A 25,405-nucleotide genomic window follows, 5' to 3' on the forward strand; every position below is an offset into this window, starting at 1 on the left:
ACATGAACGGGGGTCGACACCAAGTGTCGACCCCCGTTCACGATGCCACGTCAACCGGCGCTGATCACCCCGGTGGTGAGCAGACCGAGCACCAGCACGCCGAGCGCGATCCGGTACCAGACGAACAGGTACACGCTGTGCCGCTCCACGTACTTCATCAGCCAGGCGATGATCGCGTAGCCGACCGCGCCCGCCACCAGCGTCGCGACCAGCATCTGAGCCCCGGACGGTTGCAGACCGGGCCCGCCTGTCTCGAACACCTCCGGCAGTTCGGACAGCCCGGAGGCCACCACTGCCGGAATGGCGAGCAGGAAGGAGAATCGCACCGCAGTCGGCCGGTCCAGCCCGAGGAACAGGCCGGCCGTGATGGTCCCGCCGGACCGAGACACGCCGGGAATCAGCGCCATCGACTGGGCGAAGCCCATGATGATGCCGTCCTTGAGCGTCAGCTGGCTCATCGTCCTGCGCTGCCTGCCCAGGTACTCGGCGAGTCCGAGGAGGATGCCGAACACGATGAGCATGGTGGCGATGAGCCACAGATTCCGTGCGGTGGTGCGGATCTGATCGGCGAAGAGCAGTCCCAGCACACCGATCGGAATGGTGCCGATCACCACGTACCACGCCAGCTTGTAGTCGGGCGTCTGTCGCAGGCTCCGGTCACGGAAACCCCGCAACCACACCATGAACAGGCGGCCGATGTCCTTGGCGAAGTAGATCAACACCGCCGCCTCGGTACCCAGCTGGGTGACGGCGGTGAAGGAGGCGCCTGCGTCCTCCCTGAAGAAAAGCTCCGAGACGATCCGAAGATGCCCGGAGGAGGAGACCGGAAGAAATTCCGTCAGACCCTGGACCAGTCCGAGGACCAGGGCTTCCATCCACGTCACTAACTCACTCCTGCAAGGTCAAGAGCCTCGACGGCAAGACGAAGGGTTTCGACTCCCCGTGTCGGATCTTGCAGCATCGGAACGACGGACAAGGTGGTGACCCCCACCTGGGAGAAGGCCTGCATCCGGTCTGCTATCCGCTCGACGGGACCCAGCAGGGCGATCGCGTCCAGGAACTCCACCGGCAGGGCGGCCATCGCCCCGGTGTAGTCCCGCTCCAAGTAGAGCCGCTGCACCTCCTCGGCCGCCGCACCGAACCCCATGCGCGTCGCGAGGTCCTTGTAGAAGTTCTGCTTGCGGCTGCCCATGCCCCCGACGTAGAGCGCGGCATAGCCGCGGATCGCGTCGGCGCACACCCGCCAGTCCTCGCCAGGACAGACCGGCACGGAGGGCACCACGTCGAAGCCGTTCAGATCCCGGCCCGCACGGGCTCGACCGACGCTCAGGTGCCCGAGCTGCTCCCCCGCATGCTCCGGCGAGAGGAACACCGCCAGCCAGCCGTCGGCGATCTCCCCGGCCAGCTCGGTGTTCTTAGGGCCGATGCTCGCCAGGTACACCGGGATGTCCTCGCGCACCGGGTGCACGGTCAGCTTGAGTGCGGCTCCCGGACCGTCCGGCAGCGGCAGCCGATAGTGCTCGCCGTCGTAGCGCAGCCGCCCGCGTCCCAGTGCCGTACGGACGATCTCCACGTATTCGCGGGTCCGACCCAGCGGCTTGGCGAACCGGACACCGTGCCAGCCCTCCGACACCTGCGGCCCGGACACCCCGAGGCCGAGCCGGAAGCGCCCCTGCGACAAAGTGTCCAGCGTCGCGGCGGTCATCGCGGTGGCGGCAGGCGTCCGTGCCGGAATCTGCATGACGGCGCTGCCGAGCCCGATCCGGGTGGTCTGCGCGCCGATCCACGACAACACACTCGGTGCGTCCGACCCGTAGGCCTCCGCCACCCAGACCACGTCGTACCCGAGCCGGTCCGCCTCCACGGCCAGCTCCAGGTTGTGGTGATCGTTGCCCATTCCCCAGTACCCGAGATTCAGCCCAAGTCGCACCCACCGAACCCTACCGGCGGGTAACCAGCGGGAACAGTCCACGCTCCGGCGAGTCTGTCGCGATCTCTCCTCGGCTCCCGCCTTGGGTTGCCGAGGGCACCTCGGCGACCGGAACACTCAGCCCCGGGCGGCCCGGATTCGACGGTCGAACGGCCCACGATCGGCCAAGTGATGCGCATCACAATCCCTTTGCCGCGCCTTTGTCGACCATTGTCCACGGTGTCCGTTTCCAATCTCTCCTGGATGGACGGCCGGAGTGATTACAATCGCCTTATGGTTAATACATCTGGGGGAAAGAAACTGCCCGATACGGCGATGAGAATGACTCGGCGTCGACTCTTCGGGTTAGGCGCGGCCGCCACCGCCGGACTCGCCTTCGCCTCACTTGCCGCCGCAGCACCCGTGGCGGGACAGACCGCTCCACCAGGGATGACGCCGCGATCCGACCGCCCCGCCGACGCCACAGCAGCCTGGCGACTCCTATCCGAGGGAAATGCCCGGTTCGTTCGGGGAAAACCGCAGCATCCCCATCAGGATGAAGCCTGGCGCGATTCTCTCATCGAAGGTCAGAACCCGTTCGTGACGGTACTGGGCTGCGCGGATTCGCGAGTCCCCCCGGAGGTCCTCTTCGACCGAGGATTCGGTGATCTCTTCACCGTCCGCTCGGCAGGCGAGGTTCTCGACGACGCGGTGGTCGGCAGCATCGAGTACGGCGTCGAACACGTCGGGACCCCGCTCGTGGCGATCCTCGGCCACGCCCAGTGCGGAGCAGTGGCCGCCGCGATCGACACCGTGAACGGCGAAGGACACCTGGAGGGCGACATCAGCTCCCTGGTGCGCGACGTGGAGGCCTCCGTCCGTGCGACCCCCGCCGACTCCGACGCCGACGCCTTCCTCGCCGCCTGCGTGGCGACCCAGGCACGCCGGGTGGCGACGATGCTCCTGGAGCGGTCCGAAATCGTCCGCGACGCCGTCGAGCACCACGGCGTGCAGGTCGTCACGGCCGTCTACGAGCTGGAGACAGGCGAGGTCAAACGACTCGACTGACCATGAGGACGACCCCGTTGTGCAGGCAGGCAGCGCCGGGGTCCACCATCCGAGGAGGGCGGCCCCTCGGGCCTCGAGCATCGGAGTGGATGAGGGATGCTGGACAGATGCGACCAGCTCCGCCCTCGATCCGGCCCGCCCGATCAGTCAAGACCACCGCCGCACCGCGTCGGCTCGTCGCGGCTCTGACTGCCGGCACGGCCCTGCTGACCGGCTGTTCCTTCGGCATGGCGGACGAGATCGTCGGCGACGACCCGCTGCCAGTCTCGGCGACGGCAGGCCCGGCGGACTCCCCCGACCAGACCGGCACGCCTGCGGGAGAGGTGCTCCCCCTCGACGACGGCGTCGTCACCGCCCTGCGTGTCGACGCCTCGAGCAGGACGCTCACCGCCGCGCTGCCCGACCCGCCGCGTCTGCTGCTGCACGACCTCGACGACCTCGAGGCCGAGCCGCGCGAGATCGCGCTCCCCGGACCGGCCGCGAGCCTCGAGCCCGCCGAGGACGGCGGCCTGCAGGCCCCGATCCCCGATGCGGAGACACTCGTGCGGGTCGATCTCGACACCGGCACGGCCGAGGAGGCTCCGCTGGCCCCCGCAGCGGTCTCGACCGCCGAGTCGGCCGGGACGACGATCCTGGCGCACCAGGAGGGCACGGTCGGGCTCCTCGACGAGGCGGGCGACCATCGGGAGGTCCCCGGCTTCGCGGGCGTCACCGACGTCCTCACGGTCGGCGACACCGTCTTCGCCCTCGATCGGGTGGAGAGTTCCCTGGTCGAGGTGAATCTGCCAGAGACTCGGCGAGGGCTGGCCCTGCGCGCGGGCGAGGGCGCCACGAACGCCGTCGTCGACCGATTCGACCGGGTCATCGTCACCGAGACTCGATCCGGTGAGCTGTTGGTGTTCTCCACGGACCCGTTCCTGCTCAGGCAGCGCTATCCCGTCCCCGGCGGACCCTATGCAGTGGCCTACGACGAGCAGCGCGACCTGGCCTGGGTGACGCTGACCGAGACCAACGAACTGGTCGGCTACGACGTCGCGGGCGGGGAGCCGGTCGAGCGCCACCGCTTCCCGAGCGTGGGCCAACCGAACTCCGTCACCGTGGATCAGGACACCGGAACAGTGGTGGTGGGCTCCGCCACCGGAGAAGGGATACAGGTGGTGCGTCCGTGAGCGACGAGGCCGTCATCGAGGGAGACTGGGAGTATCGGCCGCTGCGCCTGCCGCCGGGTGTCTCCCGGCGCACCGCAGCCGTCCAACTCGCCATCCATGCCGAGTTCGCGGGCTGGGAACTGGCCCGCGTGCTGCTGTTCGGTGACGGCACCCGCAAGGTCTGGCTACGGCGGCGACGCAGCGCAGTGGGAATTCCCGGCCTGTTCACCTGAGGCGGCCTCGCGGTGGCCTGGCCTGACCTGGCCGCACCGCACGTGGTCTCCCCTGCCGAGGCGGCCCGTCGGAAGGCTCGGGGTGGACGAACGGTTCGAGTGCAGGCGGAGCCCGACGATGGCGGCGAGGTCGATCTCCCGCTCGGGCGGCGCACCCCCACGGTGGTGCACGGTCTCCCGTGGGGACGACACCGTGCATGGTCCGCGCACGCACCCGCGCCGGCACGGTGTCGACACCGCCGCACGAGAAGCTGTCCGAACCGCGCCCGGGCCTGTGCGGCGCATCGCCGGGCGGGCGACTCACCTGCCCACAAGCAGGCGTCCTCTCGACCGAGGCACGGCGCTCGTCCGCAGGAATTGCCGAGTAGCCGGGTCCCTGGGCTGATGCCAGGGTCCACCCGGCCGCAGCCGCCGAACGTCGACGTGATCCGTCGTCTCCTCTCCCCCAAAACCCGCGCAGGCGAATCGCCGAAACGTCCGCGCGCAGGAACTCGGCGAGGCCTGCCGCCGTCCATCCTGACGACGGCGGCAGGCCCGCACACCGAGAGAGCCGCAACGACGGCCCGGCGGGGATTCCCCCGAGGCCTGCCTGCATCACAGGCAGGCAGCTCGCTCAGCTGGAGAGCAGGAAGCGGTTGAGCACCCGAGTGCCGAACTTCAGCGCGTCCACCGGCACCCGCTCGTCCACCCCGTGGAACAGCGAGGCGAAGTCGAGATCGGCGGGGAGCTGGAGCGGGGCGAACCCGAAGCACCGGATGCCGAGCTTCTGGAAGGCCTTCGCGTCGGTGCCGCCGGAGAGCATGTAGGGCAGCACGTGCGAGCCGGGGTCCTCCGCAGTGATCGATGCCGTCATCGCATCGACCAACGCCCCGTCGAACGAGGTCTCCACCGGAGGAAGGCTGACCCACTCTCGCTCGACGTCCGGGCCGAGGATCTCCGCGAGCTCCCTCTCGAAAGCCTCCTGCCTGCCCGGCAGAACCCGGCAGTCCACCGTTGCCTCGGCCACCGAGGGAATCACGTTCGCCTTGTAACCCGCCGTGAGCATGGTGGGGTTGGCGGTGTCCCGCAGCGTCGCCCCCACGATCCGCGAGATCGCCCCGAGCTTGCCGATCGCGCCGTCGAGGTCGTCCTCGGGGAAGTCCCAGCCGGTGATCTCCGTGACGCCCGCGAGGAACTCCCGCACCGAGTCGGTCAACACGATCGGGAAGCGGTGGGTGCCCAGCCGAGTGACGGCAGCGGCCAGCTTGGTGACCGCGTTGTCCTCGTGAATCATCGAGCCGTGGCCCGCTCGGGCCCGCACCTTCAGCTTGAGCCAGGCGATGCCCTTCTCCGCCGTCTCGACGAGATAGCTCCGCACCCCGTCCTTGAAGGTGACCGAGAAACCACCGACTTCGCTGATCGCCTCGGTGGCACCCTCGAAGAGGTCGGGTCGATTCGCCACCAGCCATTGGGAGCCCTGGAGACCGCCGGCTTCCTCGTCCGCGAGGAAAGCGAAGATGATGTCGCGCGGGGGAACGATGTTCTCCCGCTTGAACCTGCGGGCCAGCGCCAGCGACATGCCCAGCATGTCCTTCATGTCCACCGCGCCGCGGCCCCAGACGTAGCCGTCCTGCACAGCGCCGGAGAACGGGTGCACCGACCACTCCGAGGCATCGGCGGGCACGACGTCGAGATGGCCGTGAACGAGCAGCGCTCCCCGACTCGGATCAGCGCCCGGCAGCCGTACGAACACGTTGCCCCGCCCCGGCCGATCCCCCGACTCGACATAGGTGGGGTCGTAACCCACCTCGCCCAGCTGTTCGGCGACGTATTCGGCCGCGGCCCGCTCCCCCACCACGGTGTCAGGATCGCCCGTGTTGGTGGTGTCGATACGGATCAGCTCGCTCGTCAGCCGGACCGCATCGTCCTCGACGACGCCGAGCCCGCTGGTGATGTCTCCATGGGTGCTCACCAGCACTTTCTACCACTGACCACCGGGCCGACGGCAGTTTCAGGGGGCCGATTTGGGATCTGGCGGGACGATCAGCTAACCTATGTCCATCAGCACGGCGGAAGCCGAAGTTGGTCCGAGTGGCGGAATGGCAGACGCGCTAGCTTGAGGTGCTAGTCTCCGATAAGGAGGTGGGGGTTCAAGTCCCCCCTCGGACACAATCACTATTCACCCGTGGAGAGGTCGTCGCATAGACGGCCTCTTTCTCGTTTTCATACCGAAGTTCGAGTCGCAGCTCCCGGTACAGATCGGCGAGCCGGTCCGGGTTCGCCTCGGACAGGGCCGCTCCCACATCGCCGAGTGAGTCGATCATGGCGTGGATCTCGGCGTCGGTGATCGTGCTCGGTGCCGGGGTGTCGGTCAGCTCCGCGTGTGCCGCTGCTCGTTCGGCTTGTGCCTGGTTGATCGGCTCGACCAGCGCGGCCGGGTCGATTCCCGCGCCGATCGCGTCCTGGAACCGACGTAGCTTCGCCTCGGCCTCGGCGAGACGCCGGCGAACGTGTTCATGATCACTTCGCTGTCGGCGGTCGCCTTGCGAGTCGACCAGCGCTCGGATCGTGCGGCCGATGTTGGCCGGGGCGAACAGCTCGCCGATCCACCCGTTGACCGCGTCCCTGATGGCGTCTTCTCGCACGTAGATCGTGGGCGGATGCTCGGCGAGAGCGGGCGAGCCGGGAGCCAGCGTGCGCGCCGGGCACCGGTAGTACATGCCGTGTTTGCGGGGACTGCCCTCCATCTTCCGAGAGCAGATCCCGCACCGGATGTGCCCCCGGAACAGGTAGGTCCGTGTCGTCGCCCGGCCGGATCGTTCGGTCTTGCGGGCGGTGCGCAGCCCGCCGACGGACTTGGCCCGGCGCTTCACCTGTGCTTCGGTGAACTCCGCCACGGTGACGATCGGCGGATGCGCCATGCTGCGTGACCGCACGACCTGATCGGGCCTGGCCCGCCGGAACCGGGTGACATGCCCGGCCGCGATGTCCTCGGGATCGATCAGCGTCTCCTGCCGAGTCCACCGGCCGAACACCGCATAACCGGTGTACTTCGGATTGTCGAGAATCGCGCGGACCGTACTTCCCTGCCAACCATCCGCGAGCCGATGCCGATTCTGCTCCGGTCGTCGCGCCGAAGGACACGCAATGCCCGCACGATTGAGCCCGTTCGCGATCGCCCGATCCCCCTTCCCGTCCAAGTACTCGGCGAAGATCCGCCGCACGACCTCGGCCGCATCCCCGTCGATCTCCAGCACCCGCAGGCGGTAACCCTCGACCGCCTTACGCGGGTTCGGATGCGGACCCGCGTTCACCACCGTGTACCCGAACGGGGTGCGCCCACCTTGGTGACGTCCCTCATTGAGCACCTGCGCGTCCATCGCCGCCCGAACCCGAGCCTGAACATGCTGCCGCTCGGATTCGCTCATGCCGCCGAGCACGCTCATGAGCATCTTGTGTGACGGGTTGCGCGGGTCGAACCTGCCACCGAGTTCGGGAACCCAGAGGTCAACCCCGTAGGCGGCGAACTTCGGCGCGATCAACGAGAACTGGTTGCCGAACCAACACCGGGTCCCCTCCCCCACCACGACCGCCGACCAACCACGGTTCGGGTTCTTCAGCTCGGCCAGCAGGCGGGCCGCGTCGGTCCGGCGTTCCCACGGGACCGACCGGGACTGCCCGATGTCGAAGAACTCGGCCGCCACCACCCCGCCGAGCGGCTCGACGAACTTCCGCGCGGTGCCGACCTGCCAGCCGTGCGACGTCTCGGGGTCCTGGTTGTCCTCTGTCGAGCACCGGCCGTAGAAGGCCACCGGCCCGATACCGACGTCCGTCGACTCGACGACGTCCACGCCCAACAGATCGTCCAGGACAGCCCATGGATTGCTGATTTCATCTGTCATCTGATCACCTCATCGGTTCGGTCTTCGAGGACCGGAATCGTCGTCAACTCGACCAGTATGGCAAGCAGGACGCGACTTGCGGGCGCCGTCAGCACTGGTAGATCGGCGGGAACCCGAACCGTGAGCGGAGATCCGGGCTCGCTGCCTGACGTCGACCTGGTCACGCCTCACCGTCCACATCATCCTCGGTCGGGCTGATTTCACCAGCTCGTACCCGGTCGACCGCGTCCCGGATCTCCGCCGTCAGGTACCCGCGCACCCGCCGCACGCCGTCCCCCTCCGGGACGTACTGCCGGGTGGGTCGGCAGCCCAGTTCGCCCATCTGCCGGGCGAACACGCTCGGCTCCACGTCGAGTGCGTCGGTGAGTTCGGCGGTCGGCACGAAGCGTCGACCGCCGGGGCGAAGTTCCTCGCCCAGGAACTCGACGACACCCCGCAACGGTTCGGGCAGCCGCTCGGCGTTCCAGCTCACCGGCCCCGCGCTGAGTGCGTCCGTCACGGCCGCCGAGTCGATCCCGCGCACCGTGTCCTCTCCGGCCGCGTGACCGGACAGGGTGCCCGCGATCTCCCGCAGCACCCGGCCGCGTGTGCAGACGGCCCGCCACTCGGCGTTCGTCAGATAGAAGGTCCGCACCGTCAACGCGACGGCGTCCGCACCCGCGTCGGTCTCCCCGCCCGGCCGGAGGATGCCGACTCCCTTGTGACTCGGCAGCAGCGTGGAGGCGTCATAGCCACGGGTGTTCATCTGGTCGCCGAGCACGATGTTGGAGTCCCGCCAGTCCATCACCCGCAGGGCGAACCGAGTGCCGAGCACCGACCGGAGTCGAGACGGGATGGTCTGGGAGTCGGGTCGCTGCGTGGCGAGTACGACGATGATCCCGGCGGCAGGCCCCTTCCGAGCGAGGTAGGCCAGCAGGTCCGCGATGTACTCGCCGAGCGTCGTCCCCCGCTCCCCCATCGTCAGCTTCGTGGGGTTGTCGAGAAAGACCTGCACCTCGTCGAGGACCACAGCCGTGATCGGCATCCGATGGGCGGGATCACGGGAGAGCTGCGGCGTGATCTTCGACTCGGGACACGTCTCATCGTCGAGTTCGGCCATGCGCGCGTAGCGGGACTGCACCTCCGCCACGAGTTCGACCAGGCCGTCTCGCACGGCCTCGGCGTGCGCCTGGTCGTCGCCGCAGACGAACCGATGGGCGACGGCCTCGGCCGCCCGCCAGTCCTTCCCGCCCTTGCCGTCGAAGACGTACAGCCGGGCGAAGGCGTCCAGGATGAACCCCGCTGCGGCCAGGCGGACCGCCATCGTCTTGCCCTGTCGAGGAATCGCACCGACCAGTAGCGACGTCCACACCAACGGGAGGTCGACCTTGCGCCGTCGCGCGTCCCGCCCGAAGGGCACCGGCCGCCAGGCGTCCCAGGTCTCCGCCCGCACCAACGGGGAGGAGAACGGCGGACCGCTGTAAGGGTCGACGTCGGCGACCCAGAGGAACACCCGCCCGGCGTGGCCGCCTCGGCCGCGCACTCGCTCGGCCACGAGCTGCACCTCGTCCACCGCCAACGCCGAGGCCAGCGCGTCCCGATGCTTGAGCACGTCGGCCGCCTTGCGGGTGGCGGGCAGGTCGACCGTGATCGACCACCCGCCGCCACTATGGGTGGCGCGCTCGACCAGCCGCAGCGACTCGTCTCGGCCGATCAGCTTCGCGTCCCGGAAGGCGTCGACCAACACCTGTGGATCCATCGTCCAGGCGAGCGTGCGCGGTCCGCCCAGCGCCGCCGTGCGGCCCGGTGCGCCGTCCTTCCGACGGCCGGCCACGGCCAGGGCGAGCAGGCCCGCCCCGACCGCACTCCACAGCGCCGGCGGCCCCGCCACGAGGTCGACGACCACCAGGCCGCCGACAGCGGCGAGCGCCGTGATCCCCGTGACGCGCCAGCGATACAGCGTCAGCGCGCGGATCTCGACGAACTTCTCTGCCAGCTTCTCGGCCTGCTCGACCGCGTCCCGGTAGTCCTGCACCCGTACCCAGCGGCGCCACGCCCGCAGCGCGGCCAGCAGGCCTCGGCCGACCGCCCCGGCGATCCGCAGCGGAAACCGAAGCAGCCACGTCACGGCATCCTTGACCGCCTGCCATCCCACCCGCCGGGTGGGGAGGATTCTCCGGAACAGTCGGGAAGTGCGGGTGCGGTCGACCAGCCGCGCGACCAGCAGACGACCGCGAGCCCGAAACGGAACCGGCGGGCCGGCCGCCGAGGTTCGGTCCAGCGCGGCGCCCGGCTTCCTCTCCTTCTCTCCGTTCATCGACGACCACCCCGGCGGCGGGGCAGGTCCTTCGTGGTGACCGTCAAGGCGCGGGTCAGGCTGTAGGCCGCGAACAGGGCCGGGACGGCCAGAGCCGCGAGCACCACGCCGTCATGTACCCGGCTGGACATCACGACCCACTGCACGGCCACGATGAGCCCGGCGTTGAACAACACCCGCCCGGTGAGGGACAGCAGGCGTCCGCCGGTCTGGGCCTTCTCCGCCGCAACACGGGCACGTCGTGCGCCCGCCCGCCACACCGAGGCGAATGCGATCAGCACACCGAGTCCGGCCATGACCTCGATCGGCGTCAGGGTGAGAGCGGTCATGACAGTGATCCCCCTTCGTGGTCGGAGGTCTCGGAGTCGGCGAAGCGGTGTCGAGCCCAGATGTGGTGCAGCGCGCGCCGGTCGTCCTCGGCGAAGCCGCCCCAGATGCCGTGGGTCTCGGCCCCGGCGGTGTGAAGTTCGAGTGCCAGGCACTCGTCCTGGACCGGGCAGCCCGCGCAGAAGTGGGCGGCCAGCGCGCGATCCGGGTCGTCGGCGGTGTCGGGTTCTGGCGGGTCGCCTTCGCGGTGCGTCGTGTGGCAGAGGCCGTCGCGCTCAACGGCGTGCCGAAGGACGTCGGAGGGCACCGGGTCGAACTCGGCCAGGCAGCGAAGGACGTCGTCCCACTGGTCGCCGGTCATCAGGCGTCACCGCCGTCTGTGGAGAGGTGGCGCTCGCCGAGCAGCCGAACGAGTTCGGTCGCGGGGATTCGGGGACAGCCGTCGCGCCACCGCGCACGCAGTGCGCCGAGTCGAACGGCGCGCGATACCTGGGCGGGCTGGACGTTCAGAACCCAGGCGGTCTGACGGACGGAGTAGTGCGTTTCTCGCCCGGATTCGGGCAGGCGAATAGCCACGAGAAAACCTCTCAACGAAGTCTGATGTATTGAAATCAGCAACATAGTGCTGATTTCAGCGCGCAATAGGCAGCGCTAGGTCACGGGCGCTGGCGAACAACGCCCTGTCGTCTCGCGAATCACCGTGGAGCGGCTAATCTCGGCGCTGAGGCGGAGCGCGGAGGAATAGGTGTCGGAAGACTGGGCGGCAGTCGCCAAGGCGATTGACGAGCGTGTGCACGAGCTGGGCTGGCGCCAGCGGGAACTCGCGGAGCGTTCGCACGTCTCGCAGGCGATCGTCCGCGAGCTTCAGCACCACACCGTCGAGCGCAGACGCAGCCCGCGCACCCTCGAATCCCTGTCGGTGACGCTGGGCTGGCACCCGCAACACCTGGACGCCGTCGTTCACGGCCGCACGCCGTCCGAAGTGGACGAACCCGTGACCGACCCGGCCGACACGGTCTGGTCGCGCCTGGAAGGCATCGAGACCCGGCTTGCCGAGATCACCGAACGACTCGACGATCTGCACACCGATCTGTCGACGGTGGTACAGCACGTCCGCGACTCGAAGAAATGACCGTGAATTCGAGCGGCGGAATCGGGTTTCTCTCATGCCATTGATTCCACTCGGAATGCGCCTGCGAAACCATGCGATGACAGTGCAACTCCGATGCATGACCAGTGCAGAAGCAGCGCAGAACGGCTATCTCGGGGGGACGAGCTGATGGCGCGGCCGACCGGCTGGACCGGCGCGAGCGCGTGCGCCTTACAGGCCGCGTTGCGCCTGAGCAACGAGTCGTTCGCCGCCCGATTGGGAATCGCCGTGCGCACGGTCGCGGGCTGGCATCAGAAGTCGACGACTCGCCCCCGCCCGGAGATGCAACAGCTCCTCGACACGACGTTGGAACAAGCAGACCAGGCCGTGCGGGAGCGCTTCGCCGCGCTCAGCGCCCGGCCGGAGACCCCCGCGCAGCTCTCTCCCGCCGAGCCCGCTCGACAGGCCGAACCGGTCTCCGCCGAGGCGCTGCGGCGGCTGGACTCCGACCACGGCATCAACGACGCGCTCGCATGGCTCGACGACCATGCGGGGTGGGAACCCGGCACGGCACGCCGTGCGGTCGCCGAGCGGCTGGCAGCACTCGACGTCCGGGAGCTTCGGGACCGAGGCAGCCGACGCGGCAGGGTCGACCAGCGCCGCATCGCCCACGCGCTGGCCGCCTACTACCGCGATGTCGTCGAGGATCACGGCCGCTACACCGTCCGACACGACGGCGGCGCCGAGACCGAGACGAGCATCCTGACCCGACCGGGCTGGCTGGACCTGAACTGTTCCCTGACCACCGGAGGGGACCGCCTCGCCGTAGACGGCACCCCGGCTGCCGCGCTTCGCCTGGATGCCGAGGCTGCTGACCACGGGGTGCGCCGACTCGCGGAGACACTGGCGCTCGACATCCGGCTCACCGACATGCCGCTGTATCGCCTGACCGGGACCGCCGTCGACCAGGGCGGCATCGGCGGAACACTCGCCCTGTCCCGCTTCGTCGAGTACGCCTGCACCATGGACCTTCTGGAAGGCGAACTGGTCGACGCCCTCGCCACCGGGGCACCGGTAGAGCCCGGCAGCCTCCCCCTGCGGGATCGACACCTGCCGGATCTCGCCTCGGTACTCGATCTCGCCGGACGTCTCTGCGCGGGCGGCACGCTGGCGTTGTGCGCGATCGCGCGACCAGCCGACCCGTTTCGCGGACCGGCCGACTACGTCTTGCTGGTGCAGGAACGCTCCGGCCACGTCGTCAACGCCGCTCGGCGGCTCGCCGTCATCCCGAAGGGCTTCCACCAGCCCATGACCGACGTGCGGGCGGATGCCCGGCTGGGTGCCACGCTGCGGCGGGAGATGGAAGAGGAGCTGTTCGGCCGAGAGGACATCGACAACACGGTGTCCGATCAACGGCGAGCCGATCCGATGCACCCCAGCCGACTGTCCGCCCCGATGCGCTGGCTGTCGGAGGAGTTCGGGCGGCTCCGGATGGAGTGCACGGGGTTCGGTCTGAACCTCGTCAGCGGCAATTTCGAGTTCGCCGGAGTGATCGTCGTGGATGACGAAGATTTCTGGACACGCTTCGGCGGTGAGATCGAGGCCAACTGGGAATCGCACGGTCTTCGGCAGTATTCGAGCCTGGACAGTGGATTGATCTCGGAGCTGATCGGTGAGGTAGCGTGGAGCAATGAGGGCCTGTTCGCAATGTTGCAAGGCCTTCGGAGGTTGAGTGAGATCGGCGGGGACCGCGTGAACCTGCCCGCGATGAACTGGGAGGTGCGGGAGTGACGGCCCGCTGGCAACACGGAAACGCCAACGATGACACCCAGGAGACCCGTGGTTGGCTGCTCGGCCACTTCATCAATCCCACCAAGGACATTCGCTCGACGACCGACGTCGAGGTGAAATGGGCGAACCACCCGGCGGGCGACAAGCGCGCCGAGTGGACCACCGACGACCAGCGAACGACCCTGCTGTTGATGGTGCAGGGCGAATTCCGGCTGGATCTCACCGACGGCAGTGTCACCCTGGCCAAGCCCGGTGACTACGTGCTCTGGGGACCGGGCATCGACCACTCGTGGGAAGCCCTCGCCGATTCCGTGGTCATCACGGTGCGCTGGCCGTCGCTGCCCACCTGATCCTCACACCGGTAGGACATCAATCTGCGGGAGATCGACGCGCTCACCGCCGATCTCCCGCAGCCGTCGCAACCCTTGGGCAAACGCGAAGAGTCCTTCGTTGCTCCACGACTCGTCAGCAGCGAGAACGGCCACCAGTTCACGATCCAGGCTGGAATACTGCCGCAGGCTGCGTGATTCCCAGTTCGCCTCGATGTCACCACCGAAGCGCGTCCAGAACCGCTCATCGTCGATCACAAGCAGGCTGGCGAACTCATAGTTCCCACTGACGGTGTTCAGGCCGAATCCCGTGCACTCCATCCGAAGCCGTCCCGGTTCCTCGGACAGCCAGCGCATCGGCGCGGACAGCCGGCTCGGGTGCATCGGATTCGCTACTCGATTGCCGTCCTCGGTACTGTCCACCTCGGAGTGCCCGAACAGTTCCTCCTCTAGCTCGCGACGCAGCGTCGCCCCGATGCGGGTGTCCGCCCGGTAGTCTCGCAAGGGCTGATGGAATCCCTTCGGGATGACGGCCAGCCGACGCGCGGCGTTCACCACCTGTGTCGAGCGTTCTTGAATGAGAAGCACGTAATCGGCGGGTCCCCGAAACGCATCGGCCGGTCGCGCGATCGCACACAACGCCAAGGCCCCGCCGACGCAAAGCCGCGAACCGAGGTCAAGCATGCCGGCGAGCGAGGGAAGATACCGGTCCCGCAACGGCTGGCTGCCATGACACGGCGTCGCGCCGCGACTGACGGCGTCGGACAGCTCGGATTCCAACAGGTCCAGAGTGAGGGCGTATTCAACGAACGAGGCGAGCCCCACCGAGCCGCCGATGTGCGCGGGCTCAACGTCGACGGACAACAGCCGATACACCGGGCGGTCAGAGACACGGACTCCCGCCATGACGGCCTCGGCCAACCGATCGACGGCGTAGTGCGGCACGTCGTGTTCACGGGGCGCCCCCGGCATCACGGCATCCAGCCGAAGCAGGTCCGTGGTCGGTGTGAGCGGGCACCGCAGATCGAGCCAGGACGGACGGGTGAACACGGTTGTGTCGATTCCATGGCCGTCAATCCGAGTCCGATAGAAGCCGTGCCCCGGAACGGCCCGGTCGTAGTAGGCCGCCATCGCCTCCGCCAGTGCGCCACGTCCCACTCGCGCGGGAAGTCGCCCCGCGATCGCGGTTCGCACGCCCGGTTCGGCCAGCCTCTCGGTGACCCGGTCCTGTGTGGTCTGCGGAGTCCATCGGGATTGAGTGTCGAGCCAGTCGAACGCGGCGGACAAATCCACAGGGATGGTCCCGAAATCACCGGGGTGGGAGCGAGTCATCACGGTCTCGGGGACGTGAACGGTCCTCGGCAACGCCGTCCCACCCACGATGTCGGCCGTCCCGAGGGTGTCCCGTGGTGGGGACAGCAGGACATCGATGTCAAGACCGAAGATGCGTTCGAGAAGGCGTGCGGTGACCGTGCGAACCCGACCGAGCGGCTCCCCATCCGCGCGGTGCCCGGAGAGCAGCCGTTGCAGGTGCCGTGTACTGAGCGTGCCCGGCTCGCCGTGTTCACGCGCGAAGGTCTCGACGAACTCCGCGAACTCTTCGACGGACTGCCGCCGCTCCTTGATCTTCTGCTCCAGCACTGTCCGGTACACGCTCACGAGCCACCCCACCCCGTAGGTCCGTAGATGTCGTCATCAAGTCCGACTCAGGTCATTCCGCTGACCATGAGCTGACGTGATGATGATTTCAGTCTGACAGGGCTGTAAAGGAGCTGGTCGGACAGGTGACCGACGGAGGGCATTCGCGCCCGCCTCAAGCCGTCGGGCACCGGGAACGCGGCCGGGCAGCCATACACCGACACCCCGCCCCGGCCGCGTTCTCCCGACTCGACGGGAGGCCCGACGCGATGGCGAAGACCCCGGACGATCGATCCTCCGACCCGTGGGCACCACTGCTCCCGCCGGACAACCCCGCCGCCCAACGAGCACGCTGCGTCGCCTGGCTGACCAGCCGATGTCGGGGCGGCGTGGAGTGCGACTGCGTGCCAGTGGTGGAGATGTTTCCTACAGGCAATCAGCACCACTAAGCCGCCTCCGAGTTGCCATGTCCCATCAGCAACCAGCCACACTCACGGCTACAAACGACGCCTCGGGACACGCAGGACAGCTCGAAGGAAAATGTCGTATCCGTCCCATTCGATTCATCTCCAAGAGATGAATTGACGTCAACCCTCGCTTTATCCATCACGGGGAACCATCGAACGCCCGCATTGCAAAATACACCAGGATGCCCACAATTATGGCACCCACAATTACACCAGCCTTGAAATACTTCCAATTCTTTCCATTATCGTACTGGTGAATTATCGGCCCGCCGCTCCTCTCCATGAGGGCAACAGATTCTCTCGTTTCACTAGCCAGGGACGTCAATTTTACACTAGTCCCCTCTAACTCCTCCCTTGCCTCCCGAACTCGATCAGCAACATAGGAAGATTCAGCCATTTCTTCGGAAGCATTTTTCAGGACTTTGATGAATGGTTGCATCTCCATGAAGTTCTCAACTGCCATATTCAAGGAGCCCACATTATCCTCAAGCTTTCGAAGTTCCCCCGCTGAAGCCAGAAGCATTTCAGCCGAGTCGGGAAGATGCCGCAAGTAGGAAGCAGACTCAGCGAGGATACCTACTGCGTCGTAATCCAGGTACGGGCGTTCGAAGCTTTCGCGAACTAGTTCTCTCAAACTTTCCGCAGCACTTTGACTAATCTTTGCCAGTTCATTGATGGAATTAGCAATATCCTCCTTTGCCTCTACGACGACGCCTCCCAATATCTCCTCAAGGTCGCGCTTTCCGAGCACGTCGAGACCCGCCAGTTGCGTAGAGTAGTCCCCCTCACGCGCACGCTTCCATTCAATCAAGAGCGCTTTCGGATATTTTTGCTCCTTGGATTTGTCATCCACTGGGCCGTGATGCGACGAGCACAGGAGAATGAGATTTCCGAAACTATTTCTTTGAGGAACCGTCAGCAGCGGATCATATCTGGCACTACCCGGATTCAAGCCGTTAATATGCGCAATTTGAACACTTATACTAGGCTCTTTATCTACGATGCTCATAACTCGATTCGAGCACTGAGGAAAGTAGCATCGCCCACGACTTAGCATGAATAGCGCTTCCCGAACACCCGCTTTGTAGTATCTCTTAGCCACTTAAACCCCCATAAAACTCGCCTCAAGTTAACCCGACTGTAGCAGACAGTGATCGTATGACTCCATGTGGTCACCCGGCATCGGTCGTCCGTCGCTCTAGTCGCGTGGAGAAACAGCTGCCTCTCCACCCAGGTAGAGGCAGCAACGCCCTGGACCACCGACTAACTGGCCAAAGACAGCCGTGTGGTTAGTGCGCAAGTCCCCCCTCGGACACAGTTCTGTGGCAGCTATGCCCAGGTTTTGTGTTCAGTGTTTGAGTGTGTTCGGGCACTGTGTTGTGGTCTGTGAGGCGCACCCTCGTCGTTTTCGGCGGGGGTGTTCGTCATGAGTGGGGCTGTGATCGGCCCGGTGAATCTCGGGTCTCCGGGGTTGAGTGCCCTTTCTTGTGATTCTCGTTCTGCCGTGTCGGGCGTTCGTCGTGCGTTTCCGTTGCCGGTTGTTCCGGTACGGCGTAGTAGCACCGTGGTGTACGGGATGGCTGCGGTGGATAGTCGGGGTCGTGTTGCCGACCGCTCTGTCCTACGGGCGTTGGGTTGGGTGCCGGGTACGCGGATTGATCTGTGTGCCCGCGACGGGCTGATAGTGATCGACCACTCCGCTTCTGGCGTGTCGATGATCACTGTTCAAGGGCATCTTCGGGTTCCGGCGTCGATCCGGCACCGGGTGGGGCTGGTCGCGGGCGATCGAGTCCTGTTGACTGCCGACCCCGGCAGAAACCAACTCGTCGTGCACCCGCCGGCGGTCTTGGACGATCTGCTGGCCGCCCGTCACGCCGCGTTGTCCGGCGGTGATCTCTGATGACCGTCTCCGCTTCGCCTTCCTCGAACACGGCCTCGTCGGCTGAGGTGGATGCCGCCCGGCTGTTGCTGGCTCGCCTCGGGCTGTCGCCGGAAGACCTGATGGCGACACCGGCGAATCGGTCGGTGTCACCGACGTTCGCCGAGTACATCCCCCTCGTCTCGGCCGCCGTCACCGACGGCACCCGGCGGGTCTACGGCTCCTACTGGAACCGAATCCTGCATCACTGGGGCAACCGTCGGTTGGACGAGCCGACCCCGTCGGAGATCAAACAGCTCGTGGTGCGCATCAGAGCCGATGTCGTCCCCCGCCGCAACGCCCGAGGCGGTCGAGGCGCCGGGGAACATCTGATCGCCGCCCTGCGATGTGTCTACCGACATGCCGAAGACGACGGCCTGATCACCCGAGCCGACAACCCCGCCCTCAAAGTCCCCAAACCACGGCGCCTGCCCACCACCCGCCGTGCGGTCGCCGACACTCGACTCGCTGAGATCAACCACGTCGCCGCGACCACCGGTAACGATCCGGCTCTGGATACCTTGCTCCTGCGGCTGCACATCGAGACCGCCTGCCGCAGGGGCGGCGCCCTCGCGCTACGACCCCAAGACCTCGACCCAACCCAGTGCCTCATCTTCCTGCGAGAGAAGGGCGAGACGACCCGCTGGCAACCCGTCTCCCCCACCCTCATGGAACACCTCCAGCAACACACCCACGACCGACACGCACCAGCCGCGAAGCAGCTGCTGCGCTATGCCGACGGCCGCCCCATCACCACCCGCCGCTACGACCACCTCTGGACCCGCCTTGGCCGACACCTGTCTTGGGTGGCCACCCAACAGATCTCGACGCATTGGCTGCGCCACACCACGTTGACCTGGGTCGAACGCAACTTCGGCTACGCCACCGCCCGCGCCTACGCCGGACACACCACCACCAACGGCGACGCCGGAACCACCGCCACCTACGTCCGCGCCGACACCCACGACACCGCCACCGCACTTGCAGCCCTCACCGACGAACCACACCCACTCAGCCGATGACCACCACAACGACATCAATGCCAACCAGGAAGCCCGGCACTTGGCGGATTTCTTTCTGTCAACACTGAAGCAACAACCATGGACGAGAGCGACTCAAGCGTCGTCGGCGAACAGTTGTCGGGAGACCTCACTAGGGCACTGATCTGCGTCTCTTTGACCCCAGACTGGGGTCAAAGAGACGCAGGTTCAAATCCTGCCGTTCCGACGGTCGTGAAGCCCCGCTGAACTAGGCGAAAGCCCAGGTCAGCGGGGCTTTCTGCATTCTGATGTCGATCTTCCCGGTCCGTCCACTGTGGTCCGCTCGGCGGCTTGCAACTGGTTTTGGGAGGATCCGCTTGACGGACGCGATATGGGGTCGCACCAGCGACGCACGCCAGGTCACGAACGGGCAACGATCCCGTGTTCACTCCTGCCCCCGGTATCCGATGCGGGTTGGGGCGGAGAAGTGGCAAGAGACCCTTCCAGCACGTGATCAGACCGGGGCACGCAGGGAGCGCACTCCCCAAATCCCGCCAGCCGCTCGACGGCCCGCCGACGAAGATCACTGACCTTGGTTGCCCAGGACCGATGCCGACACCATCCTCACCGAACCCGTGAACTCTTCGGTGTGAACGAAGCGCGGAGCAGATGTGGCGGCGATGTTTCTCAGACCGTGTGACAACGGCTCGCCTCCACCACTCGTCACCGTAAGGAGCGTGGTCGTTCCTCCCCTACCAGCGGGTCGTCGTTGGAGGCCCGCTGGTAAGGGCCAGGTCACCACAGGCCTACGGGCTCGCCGAGGTGAACGCGATGCGGCGTTCCCGCTGCGCTCAACAGAACCTGCAGGTCGTGGGTGAGGACGTCGGGTACGGCCACGCCGAGCAGTCTGCGGGCTCGAGTGACGGCGACATACCAGTTGCGCAGGGTCCCGTCGTGGGCGGCATCGCCGTGCCGCCACCGTCGCACGGCGTCGTTCGACGGAAGCAGGAGCAGGACGGCGTCGGCTTCGCTGCCTTTGAGCTGGTGGACGTTGTCGATGCGAACCCCGAGTGTGCCGAGGCCCGCCGGTGACGGTCGGGGGACGGTGGGTTCCCCTCTCAGCAGGCCTGTGCGAGAGTTCGGGGTGGCGTCGGCGGGCGCAGGCCAAGCCTGGACTGCGGTGTTGACCTGTGCCGTCCAGGTCGAGGTCGGCGCGGGCAAGTGGTGCAGCAGCGCGTAGCCGTGACGCAAGGCGGTGCGCAGGGGCAGCCGGTGACGTGTGCTGATCGTCTCAAGACTGTCTTTGGTCGTGGGGTACCAGTACGCGGTCAGCCGATAGGCCGCCGCGCGGGCGGCCTCCTGCAGGGCCGCGGCCGAGGCGTGGGGGGCGCGGACAGTACGCCACGCGCGGGCGAGAAGGGTGGCCGGGTTCTCACTGGTCCAGGAGCGGGAACTGCCTCCGGGAAGATCGGCTCGGCGCTCTGCGGTGATCACGCAGTCAGCCGGGGCGATGGACTCCTGCGCTGCCAGTTCGGTGAACACCTCCGTTATGGGCCGTTCCGAGGTGGTGTGCTGCGGCTGGTCCTGTCCCAACCCCCGTCTTGACGTGGAGAAGGTCGTCGGCAGGATGACGACGGGGGTGCCCTCGGCGGCGTGCGGGCCTGCGGCCGTGTCGGCGGGGCGGCCGCCGCTGCGCAAGGTGGCGGCGAGGGAGCAGATGACGGGGCTGGACCGGTGATTGCGGGTGAGACGCATCGGCGGGCCCAGCTTGGCCGACAGCTGTTGCAGGCTGGTCGGGTCGGCGTCACGCCATGCATAGATCGCCTGGTCGGGGTCGGCGACCAGGATCAGCGGGACACCAGCGCCGTGGAGGGCGTCAAGGAGGAACAGATCGGTGCGGGAGCAGTCCTGTGCCTCGTCGACGACGACCTCCCGAAAGCGGGACCGGACCGGGGGCAGGACGTCATCGGGTCGCGTCTGCAAGTAGCGTCGGGCCAGCTGGCGGACGTCATGTCCGGTGAGGTAGCCCTGACCACGCAGACCGTTGCGCACCCGGAGGGCACGACGTTGCCATTCCCGCCTGACGTCGGCGTCGTCTCCGATCTTCTGGATCACCGACGTGGCGGCGATGTCGAAGCGGATCGTCTCTCGGCCGTGGTGGTCGAGGGTGAAGGGGACCTCGTTCAGGTCGATCACATCCGACCCGATGCGGATCGAGGTCTTGGCGGCCGGCAGCCGTGCCCAGGAGTCCAGGCGGCGCCATTCCGTTCCCGACGGCAGATACGGGCGGACGAGAAACTGCCAGAGGAACCCGTCGAGGGTGCCGACGAAGTGCGGATGGTTCACCATGTCGGGGCGGCCTGCGGTGACGCAGCGGCTGCGGATCTCCTCGGACGCGACCTGGGTGAACGACAGTAGTGCCCGGCCGCCCCGCAGCAGGGCAGGCGGATCGGCGAGGTGCCGGGCCTGGATGACGTGCGTCTTGCCCGCTCCGGGACAGGCATACAGCGTGAATGGGGCGGGTGCTGTGACGGCGTCGCGTTGCTCGTCGGTCAGTTCGGTCACGACGCCGTGTCCGGATTGTCAGTGATGAAACGGATCGCCTCGGCGAGGTAGTCAGGGACGGTGAACCCGCATCCGGGCGAGAGTTCGTCGGCTAAGGCGTGCGCGAACGCCGGTTTGGACACCGGTGCACCGACCACCTCGGTCAGCCGCTTCTTCTTCTTCACGAACTGATCAAGGAATGCCTGCGCCGGATCCGCGTCGTCCACGACCGCCTTCCACCGATCGGCAGGATTCGACGAGCAGGAGGCGAGGAAAGCCTTCTCCAAAAAGCCGATGTTCTCCTGACTCCAGAGCATGTATTCGAAGGTGGGATGCCCGATGGCCATGAATAGCCGGTCCGCGGCGCCCCACCCTGACACCAGAGCGGGGATCTCCTCGACCCGAGAGGCGGCCCGCCGCCCTGCGAAGTCATCGGCATCGGTGATCACTGCCACCCGTTGTGCAACGGAGGCCTGCCCACTCCCAGGTTTCAGCAGGACCGTGACATACGGTGTGAAGGCGACACCGCCCACGATGGCCAGGGTAGCGCCGTGGAAGCGTTCCACCGCCTCCTGTGACGCGGGGAGGTCCTCGGGGTCGTCGGTGTGCAGCAGCAGTTCGGCGAAGATCGGTAGCAGCAGCGCCTCAGACAATCCTTCGACCAGCACTGCTCGGGGCGCGAACAGCAGCGTGCTCTTGGTGATGTCCAGATAGCGGTCCAGCTCGCGTGTCTCCCGCCCGCTCATCCCGAGGTCGGCCAAGGCGACGACCTTGCTCTCCCACTGTGGGCCGTGACTGCGGTGGCGGGTGCACACGATCAGGTCCCGCACGCTAGCCGCCGCTGCGAGCACCGGTGAGTGCGTGGTCACCAGGACCTGAATGTGCCCTGCCGGTTCGGCGGGATCGACATGCGGCGCCCGACGGGAGTCCTCTGCGCGGCGGCGCAGATGACGCATGAGCAGGGTCTGCAGCTGCGGGTGCAGGTGGGACTCCGGTTCCTCGACGAGCAGCACGGTCAGGTCGGCCTGCCCGGCGGTGCTGAGCTCGGCCAGCACGGTCGCGATGAACAGGGCGTTGGCATAGCCCAGACCTGAGGACCCCAGCGGTGCGGGAGCGCCGTCGGTGTCGCCCAGATGCAGGTGGACGGCCCTGGCCAGCGACGCCAGGGTGGGCTCGGCAAATCGAGCGGCGGCCTGCTGAGGATGCGCTCCGGCCGTGACCGTCCGCAGCGGATCGTTGATCTTCGTCAGCAGGTTGGTGATCACCGGTTCCTCGGTGAGTTCCCCCAGCCTGGCCTCGGCGTGGTCGACGAACGCCTTGACGGCCTCCCGGCTGCCCAGCAGCGTGGCCAGCATCAGACGGATCCGGTCGCCGCTGCCGCTGCCCAGCTCCCGCACCGCGTCCCGCAAGGGAGGTAGGTAGACGTGGCGAACCCCGTGACGCAGTGCCGGTTCTCCCGCAGCCAAGTGATCCCGACCGACCGACCAGGTCGTCGCACCCCGACCTCGATCATCCTCGGGCGGCCGGAAGGTCAGGCCCCACCGGGCGCTGCGGGAACCACCGGGAGCGTCGGCGGGCAGCAGCCCTTCGAGGTAAGCACCGGCCATGGTCGGGGCGATGTCCTTCAGATCAGCCTCCACCCGCAGCGCCTCGCCCGAGGCGGCGGCACCGCAGAGATCCTGCCGGTCCGGTGTGGGCACCCGGCCGTGCACCGACCCGGTCAACAGCCGAACGGCGTCGATGACACTGGTCTTCCCGCTGTTGTTCTCACCGGCCAGCAGCGTGACGTCCGGCCGCAGCGGCACCGTCACCTCGCGGCACGCCCGGAAGTTCGTCAACCGCACTTCGGAAATGAACATGGCGACCTCGCGACGAGACGATCAATGTTGGGATCATCTTCGGCCGAGTGCACGGCGTTACAGGGCCGAACGGCTCAGACAACGGGGCGAGCAGAAGCGGCTCGGCGGTGCTACCGCCCCCTGCGCTGGGCAGTGCACTCGACAGGACGATGCTCTCGGCCAGGAACGGATCAGCCGCCCGCGCCCCGGCGGATCCTCGGCTGTGTCCGATGCACGGCAATACCGCTCATCGCCGGCCACCGCTCCCCGACGGTGCCGGGGTAGCAATACAGCACTCTTCTGAGGACCTGTCGTCCCTGAGCACACGCTCGCAAGTGGCGGCGCGGCACCCCATTTGGTGGGTGTTCCGTCTCCGCATCAATCGCGCTGCCAACCGAGCACTCACAATCTTCTGTCGAAACCAGACGGCTTCGCGGCCATAAACTTGCGGCTAGGCCATGCAGCACCGTGAAAGCACTAACCCTCCGTCATGCGGTTCACGGCTGTGTCGTCGGTAGTGGTCCTCACAGGGAGGTGATGACGTTGCCGATGAGTTGGTCGATGGTGGTGAGGGTGGTGTGGATCTCCGCCACGCCTTCGTCGCGGGTGTGCTGGATCCTGGCCAGGACCGTGGCCTCGTCCCGGGAGGTGCTCAGTGCTGCCTGTGCTTGGGCGTGTACGGCGTCGAGTCCTGCGCTGTATTCCTCGGCGGAGGTGGTGGGCAGGGATTCCTTGAGTGTCTGGAGTTGGCTGATCACGTCGCCGATGTCAGAGGTCACCGTGGTCGTAGCCCTTTCCGGTCTCGGCGGCGGGGATCACGGTGGCGGTGAACGCCGCGCGGCGGCGCACGGGGTGTTCGCTGAGTGTCGCGAGTGCGCGGTCGACGCCGTCCTGCACCACTCGGATGGCCTCGGTCGCGGAGGTTTCGCCTTCGACCGCCTTGTGGAACATCACGCGGCGGGCGGACACGGTGCCGTGGGCGAAGTGGGGGTCGAGGCCGCTGTGGTCGATCCAGGCGTCGCCCAGGGCGTCGAGGAAATCGCGGAACACCTGGTCGTCTTCGGTGAGGAAGGTGCAGGTGAAGCGCACGAAGTACGTCGAGTCCGGCAGGGCGGGCGGCGGGCTGGGTTCCTCGCCGTAGGCGGCGGTCACCAGGTTCGCGAAGTCGTGGCCGTCGGCTGCGGAGGCGGGATGTGTGGAGACCACGAGCCACTCGTCCTGGCCGGCATCGTGGCCATTGGCGTCGGGGGTCGTCACCGGGGTCTGGGGGGCGTCATTCATCGTCAGAGGTGTCCTTCCGTTGGTGGTCGATCTGTTCCAGCAGGCGCCGCAGCCTGCGCACGCTGCCCTGAGTGCTCGGGGTGGAGGAGAACACGTGTGCTTCTCCATGAGGACCCCAGACCTTCACGTGGCCGCCGCCACCCTTCTCAGCCACCCAGCCGCGGCGGGTGATCTCCTGTAGATAGTGGTTCGTCTCCTTGCCGGAGACCCGGGGCGGCGGCATGCCCCGCAGCTCGTCGACCTTACGACCCGACGACCCCTCCACCGGCGTTGGCGCGGTCGTCGTCGCCGACGGGATCGGTCCGTGCTCGTCGGCCAGCGCGTCGGCCTTGGCCAAGATCAGTGCCTCGACCTCACTGATGCCTGCGGTCAACGAGGCGCAGAGGTGCTCGCGCAGGCCGTGTATCTCGTCGACGACGTGTTCGTGGCGGCTCGTTCGCAGCAGTTCGGCCAGCATGGCGAGGATCGCGCCCAGTTCCTCGTCCAGCCGGACGATCACTGCCCGGGGCAATGACGAGGTGGTGGCACGCAACGCGGCGGCAACACCGAAGACTCCACTCACCGGGACACCTCGGCAGCAAACCCGCTGAAGAGCGTCGTTCCCCCTGGGAGCAGCTCGTGACCAACGAGTGTTGACGAGCTGCGTGTCCCGGCCAGGACATGCGGC

Annotated in this window: 23 protein-coding genes and 1 tRNA gene; 9 read left to right on the forward strand and 15 right to left on the reverse strand. The window is 67.1% G+C overall.

All coding sequences use genetic code 11. The features are described from left to right. Window positions 1-50 precede the first annotated feature (50 nt). Together UA74_RS15695 and UA74_RS15700 are read right to left on the reverse strand one after the other, a co-directional pair. On the reverse strand, window positions 51-884 hold the full coding sequence (locus tag UA74_RS15695; RefSeq protein WP_232237782.1) for an undecaprenyl-diphosphate phosphatase: 834 nt from the start codon (window positions 882-884) through the stop codon (window positions 51-53). Next, window positions 884-1,930 (reverse strand): LLM class F420-dependent oxidoreductase, encoded by a 1,047-nt coding sequence (locus UA74_RS15700; RefSeq protein WP_075764623.1) that lies wholly within the window; start codon window positions 1,928-1,930, stop codon window positions 884-886. The genes UA74_RS15695 and UA74_RS15700 overlap by 1 nt, the downstream gene beginning before the upstream one ends. 579 nt (window positions 1,931-2,509) lie before the next feature. Here UA74_RS15700 and UA74_RS32860 point away from each other — a divergent pair. The 3 genes from UA74_RS32860 (at window position 2,510) to UA74_RS15715 (ending at window position 4,358) form a co-directional block, all read left to right on the forward strand. Beyond that, complete coding sequence (locus UA74_RS32860) at window positions 2,510-2,977, forward strand: carbonic anhydrase (RefSeq protein ID WP_198043049.1); 468 nt, start codon at window positions 2,510-2,512, stop codon at window positions 2,975-2,977. Between the two features lie 107 nt (window positions 2,978-3,084). Beyond that, on the forward strand, window positions 3,085-4,146 hold the full coding sequence (locus tag UA74_RS15710) for a YncE family protein (RefSeq protein WP_075764627.1): 1,062 nt from the start codon (window positions 3,085-3,087) through the stop codon (window positions 4,144-4,146). Next, window positions 4,143-4,358, forward strand: coding sequence for a DUF5703 family protein (locus UA74_RS15715; protein WP_075740953.1), 216 nt, complete (start codon window positions 4,143-4,145; stop codon window positions 4,356-4,358). The genes UA74_RS15710 and UA74_RS15715 overlap by 4 nt, the downstream gene beginning before the upstream one ends. 613 nt (window positions 4,359-4,971) lie before the next feature. Here the strand turns inward: UA74_RS15715 and UA74_RS15720 are convergent. After that, window positions 4,972-6,309: a M20/M25/M40 family metallo-hydrolase gene (locus tag UA74_RS15720; RefSeq protein WP_075766161.1), complete on the reverse strand. Its 1,338-nt coding sequence runs from the start codon at window positions 6,307-6,309 to the stop codon at window positions 4,972-4,974. 113 nt (window positions 6,310-6,422) lie between these two features. Between UA74_RS15720 and UA74_RS15725 the strand changes: the two genes are divergently transcribed. Next, window positions 6,423-6,506, forward strand: a tRNA-Leu gene (locus UA74_RS15725). Here the strand turns inward: UA74_RS15725 and UA74_RS15730 are convergent. The 5 genes from UA74_RS15730 to UA74_RS31835 form a co-directional block, all read right to left on the reverse strand. Next, window positions 6,488-8,239 carry a recombinase family protein gene (locus UA74_RS15730; RefSeq protein ID WP_075740954.1) on the reverse strand — a complete coding sequence of 584 codons (1,752 nt, stop codon included), beginning with the start codon at window positions 8,237-8,239 and terminating at the stop codon, window positions 6,488-6,490. The genes UA74_RS15725 and UA74_RS15730 overlap by 19 nt on opposite strands. 160 nt (window positions 8,240-8,399) lie before the next feature. Beyond that, window positions 8,400-10,535 (reverse strand): FtsK/SpoIIIE domain-containing protein, encoded by a 2,136-nt coding sequence (locus UA74_RS15735; protein ID WP_075740955.1) that lies wholly within the window; start codon window positions 10,533-10,535, stop codon window positions 8,400-8,402. Beyond that, window positions 10,532-10,864 carry a hypothetical protein gene (locus tag UA74_RS15740; RefSeq protein WP_075740956.1) on the reverse strand — a complete coding sequence of 111 codons (333 nt, stop codon included), beginning with the start codon at window positions 10,862-10,864 and terminating at the stop codon, window positions 10,532-10,534. Before UA74_RS15740 ends, UA74_RS15735 begins: the two co-directional genes overlap by 4 nt. Continuing rightward, the gene (locus UA74_RS15745; protein WP_075740957.1) at window positions 10,861-11,223 is read right to left on the reverse strand and encodes a WhiB family transcriptional regulator; all 363 of its coding nucleotides are present in this window, start codon (window positions 11,221-11,223) and stop codon (window positions 10,861-10,863) included. The genes UA74_RS15740 and UA74_RS15745 overlap by 4 nt, the downstream gene beginning before the upstream one ends. Beyond that, window positions 11,223-11,438 (reverse strand): helix-turn-helix domain-containing protein, encoded by a 216-nt coding sequence (locus UA74_RS31835; protein ID WP_157442230.1) that lies wholly within the window; start codon window positions 11,436-11,438, stop codon window positions 11,223-11,225. Before UA74_RS31835 ends, UA74_RS15745 begins: the two co-directional genes overlap by 1 nt. A gap of 169 nt (window positions 11,439-11,607) precedes the next feature. Here UA74_RS31835 and UA74_RS15750 point away from each other — a divergent pair, with 169 nt between their 5' ends. The 3 genes from UA74_RS15750 (at window position 11,608) to UA74_RS15760 (ending at window position 14,093) form a co-directional block, all read left to right on the forward strand. Next, on the forward strand, window positions 11,608-11,994 hold the full coding sequence (locus UA74_RS15750) for a helix-turn-helix domain-containing protein (RefSeq protein WP_075740958.1): 387 nt from the start codon (window positions 11,608-11,610) through the stop codon (window positions 11,992-11,994). A 147-nt stretch (window positions 11,995-12,141) separates the two neighbouring features. Beyond that, window positions 12,142-13,743, forward strand: coding sequence for a transcriptional regulator (locus UA74_RS15755; RefSeq protein WP_075740959.1), 1,602 nt, complete (start codon window positions 12,142-12,144; stop codon window positions 13,741-13,743). Continuing rightward, a complete protein-coding gene (locus UA74_RS15760; RefSeq protein ID WP_075740960.1) occupies window positions 13,740-14,093 on the forward strand; it encodes a signal peptidase I in 354 nt (117 codons plus the stop codon). The genes UA74_RS15755 and UA74_RS15760 overlap by 4 nt, the downstream gene beginning before the upstream one ends. 3 nt (window positions 14,094-14,096) lie before the next feature. Here the strand turns inward: UA74_RS15760 and UA74_RS15765 are convergent, their stop codons facing one another. Both UA74_RS15765 and UA74_RS31840 read right to left on the reverse strand, forming a co-directional pair. After that, complete coding sequence (locus UA74_RS15765) at window positions 14,097-15,731, reverse strand: transcriptional regulator (RefSeq protein WP_157434217.1); 1,635 nt, start codon at window positions 15,729-15,731, stop codon at window positions 14,097-14,099. A gap of 585 nt (window positions 15,732-16,316) precedes the next feature. Next, window positions 16,317-17,186: a hypothetical protein gene (locus UA74_RS31840; protein ID WP_157434218.1), complete on the reverse strand. Its 870-nt coding sequence runs from the start codon at window positions 17,184-17,186 to the stop codon at window positions 16,317-16,319. A gap of 699 nt (window positions 17,187-17,885) precedes the next feature. Here UA74_RS31840 and UA74_RS33605 point away from each other — a divergent pair. Together UA74_RS33605 and UA74_RS15775 are read left to right on the forward strand one after the other, a co-directional pair. After that, a complete protein-coding gene (locus UA74_RS33605) occupies window positions 17,886-18,077 on the forward strand; it encodes an AbrB/MazE/SpoVT family DNA-binding domain-containing protein (RefSeq protein WP_232237783.1) in 192 nt (63 codons plus the stop codon). After that, window positions 18,077-19,117: a tyrosine-type recombinase/integrase gene (locus tag UA74_RS15775; protein WP_075740962.1), complete on the forward strand. Its 1,041-nt coding sequence runs from the start codon at window positions 18,077-18,079 to the stop codon at window positions 19,115-19,117. The genes UA74_RS33605 and UA74_RS15775 overlap by 1 nt, the downstream gene beginning before the upstream one ends. A 753-nt stretch (window positions 19,118-19,870) precedes the next feature. On the opposite strand, the gene UA74_RS15780 is transcribed toward UA74_RS15775, so the two are convergent. The 5 genes from UA74_RS15780 to UA74_RS15800 all read right to left on the reverse strand — a co-directional run bounded on the left by UA74_RS15780 (window position 19,871) and on the right by UA74_RS15800 (window position 25,300). Further along, complete coding sequence (locus UA74_RS15780; RefSeq protein ID WP_075740963.1) at window positions 19,871-21,640, reverse strand: UvrD-helicase domain-containing protein; 1,770 nt, start codon at window positions 21,638-21,640, stop codon at window positions 19,871-19,873. Continuing rightward, window positions 21,637-23,478, reverse strand: a complete 1,842-nt coding sequence (locus UA74_RS15785; RefSeq protein ID WP_075740964.1) for an ATP-dependent nuclease — start codon at window positions 23,476-23,478, stop codon at window positions 21,637-21,639. The genes UA74_RS15780 and UA74_RS15785 overlap by 4 nt, the downstream gene beginning before the upstream one ends. 503 nt (window positions 23,479-23,981) lie before the next feature. Continuing rightward, on the reverse strand, window positions 23,982-24,236 hold the full coding sequence (locus UA74_RS15790) for a hypothetical protein (protein WP_075740965.1): 255 nt from the start codon (window positions 24,234-24,236) through the stop codon (window positions 23,982-23,984). After that, window positions 24,226-24,738, reverse strand: a complete 513-nt coding sequence (locus UA74_RS15795; protein ID WP_157434219.1) for a hypothetical protein — start codon at window positions 24,736-24,738, stop codon at window positions 24,226-24,228. Before UA74_RS15795 ends, UA74_RS15790 begins: the two co-directional genes overlap by 11 nt. Further along, on the reverse strand, window positions 24,731-25,300 hold the full coding sequence (locus UA74_RS15800; protein WP_157434220.1) for a hypothetical protein: 570 nt from the start codon (window positions 25,298-25,300) through the stop codon (window positions 24,731-24,733). The genes UA74_RS15795 and UA74_RS15800 overlap by 8 nt, the downstream gene beginning before the upstream one ends. Window positions 25,301-25,405 lie beyond the last annotated feature (105 nt).

This window comes from Actinoalloteichus fjordicus (assembly GCF_001941625.1).
In the GTDB taxonomy this organism is placed as follows: domain Bacteria; phylum Actinomycetota; class Actinomycetes; order Mycobacteriales; family Pseudonocardiaceae; genus Actinoalloteichus_A; species Actinoalloteichus_A fjordicus.

What these genes read in the sequence shown, in the direction of transcription:
- UA74_RS15710 (WP_075764627.1), top strand. Translation starts at nt 3,085, where the DNA reads ATGCGACCAGCTCCGCCCTCGATCCGGCCCGCCCGATCAGTCAAGACC.
- UA74_RS15730 (WP_075740954.1), bottom strand. Translation starts at nt 8,239, where the DNA reads ATGACAGATGAAATCAGCAATCCATGGGCTGTCCTGGACGATCTGTTG.
- UA74_RS15735 (WP_075740955.1), bottom strand. Translation starts at nt 10,535, where the DNA reads ATGAACGGAGAGAAGGAGAGGAAGCCGGGCGCCGCGCTGGACCGAACC.
- UA74_RS15740 (WP_075740956.1), bottom strand. Translation starts at nt 10,864, where the DNA reads ATGACCGCTCTCACCCTGACGCCGATCGAGGTCATGGCCGGACTCGGT.
- UA74_RS15745 (WP_075740957.1), bottom strand. Translation starts at nt 11,223, where the DNA reads ATGACCGGCGACCAGTGGGACGACGTCCTTCGCTGCCTGGCCGAGTTC.
- UA74_RS15755 (WP_075740959.1), top strand. Translation starts at nt 12,142, where the DNA reads ATGGCGCGGCCGACCGGCTGGACCGGCGCGAGCGCGTGCGCCTTACAG.
- UA74_RS31840 (WP_157434218.1), bottom strand. Translation starts at nt 17,186, where the DNA reads ATGAGCATCGTAGATAAAGAGCCTAGTATAAGTGTTCAAATTGCGCAT.
- UA74_RS15775 (WP_075740962.1), top strand. Translation starts at nt 18,077, where the DNA reads ATGACCGTCTCCGCTTCGCCTTCCTCGAACACGGCCTCGTCGGCTGAG.
- UA74_RS15785 (WP_075740964.1), bottom strand. Translation starts at nt 23,478, where the DNA reads ATGTTCATTTCCGAAGTGCGGTTGACGAACTTCCGGGCGTGCCGCGAG.
- UA74_RS15795 (WP_157434219.1), bottom strand. Translation starts at nt 24,738, where the DNA reads ATGAATGACGCCCCCCAGACCCCGGTGACGACCCCCGACGCCAATGGC.